Source organism: Micromonospora sp. NPDC007220 (assembly GCF_040634035.1).
GTDB classification, from domain to species: Bacteria; Actinomycetota; Actinomycetes; order Mycobacteriales; family Micromonosporaceae; genus Micromonospora; species Micromonospora reichwaldensis.
On the sequence record NZ_JBEYEU010000069.1, the window covers coordinates 1 to 1,459 of the forward strand.

A 1,459-nucleotide genomic window follows, 5' to 3' on the forward strand; every position below is an offset into this window, starting at 1 on the left:
CGTTACCTTTTTGATCGTCCCCAGCCGGGGACCCTCGGTCGCCCGGCCCGGTATGACTTACTGCCCCTGTCGTTTGGATGATCCGGGGGGTGTTGTCGCCGGGTCGGGTGGCGTCGGCGGACCGCTGATAGGGACACGGCCACCCGTGTTGGGGTAGGTCTCTTCGTAACGTGGCTGCCGGCAGTCCGACGCCTGGACCAGCGGCCGAGGCCACGGGATCGATGCGTGGAGGCGGGTCTGGTGAACGACGGATACGGCGTCTACCTCGGCTTGGACGTCGGCAAAGGTGATCACCACGCGGTCGGGTTGGCACCGGACGGCAAGCGGCTGCACGACGCGGCGTTGCCGAACACGGAGGCCCGGCTTCGGCAACTGTTCGACAAGCTCGTCCGCCACGGCCGGGTTCTGGTGGTGGTCGACCAGCCGGCCTCGATCGGCGCCCTGCCGGTCGCGGTGGCTCGGGCGTGCGGTCATCAGGTGGCTTACCTACCCGGTCTGGCGATGCGCCGCATCGCTGACCTGTACCCCGGTGCGGCGAAGACCGATGCCCGGGACGCCTACGTGATCGCTGACGCCGCCCGCACCCTGCCGCACACGCTGCGCCGGGTCGATGTCGGCGACGAAGCGCTGGCGGAGCTGGAGGTCCTGGTCGGCTTCGACGACGACCTCGCTGGCGAAGCCACCCGGGTGTCCAACCGGATCCGTGGCTTGCTCACTCAGATCCACCCCGCCCTGGAACGGGTTCTCGGCCCGAAAGTGCAGCACAAGGCCGTGCTGGAACTGCTGTCGCGCTGCGGGGGACCGCTCGGGCTACGCAAGGCCGGACGTCGCAAACTGCTGTCCGTCGCCGGGCCTCACGCCCCACGCATGGGTGAACGCCTCGTCGAGCAGATCATGAACGCGCTCGACGAGCAGACCGTCACCGTCCCCGGCACCCAGGCCGCGGAGACGATCTTGCCTCGCCTGGCTGACAGCCTCCGAGATGTCCTGCGACAACGTGACCAGGTCGCAGGCGAGGTCGAGAGGATCCTCGATGCGCACCCTCTCGCTTCGGTCCTGACCTCGATGCCCGGCATCGGTGTCAGGACCGCCGCCCGGATCCTGCTCGAAGTCGGCGACGGCACCGCCTTCCCCACCCCCGGCCACCTCGCCGCCTACGCCGGCCTGGCACCCGTCACCCGACGATCCGGCAGCAGCATCCGCGGCGAACATCCACCCCGAGGCGGCAACAAACACCTCAAACGAGCCTTCTTCCTCGCCGCGTTCGCCGCCTTGGCCGACCCCGTCAGCCGCGCTTACTACGACCGGAAACGCGCCGAAGGCAAACGCCACAACGCCGCCCTCATCTGCCTCGCCCGACGCCGCTGCGACGTCCTATACGCCATGCTCCGCGACAAGATCCCCTACCAGCCACGCCCCACCAGCCCGGTCCCCGCTTGACGAAACCCATAGGGACACC

1 protein-coding gene is annotated in these 1,459 nt (G+C 69.0%); it reads left to right on the forward strand.

All coding sequences use genetic code 11. The features are described from left to right. Positions 1-240: 240 nt before the first annotated feature. Positions 241-1,440, forward strand: coding sequence for an IS110 family transposase (locus tag ABZ573_RS32485; protein WP_151457828.1), 1,200 nt, complete (start codon positions 241-243; stop codon positions 1,438-1,440). Positions 1,441-1,459: the final 19 nt, after the last annotated feature.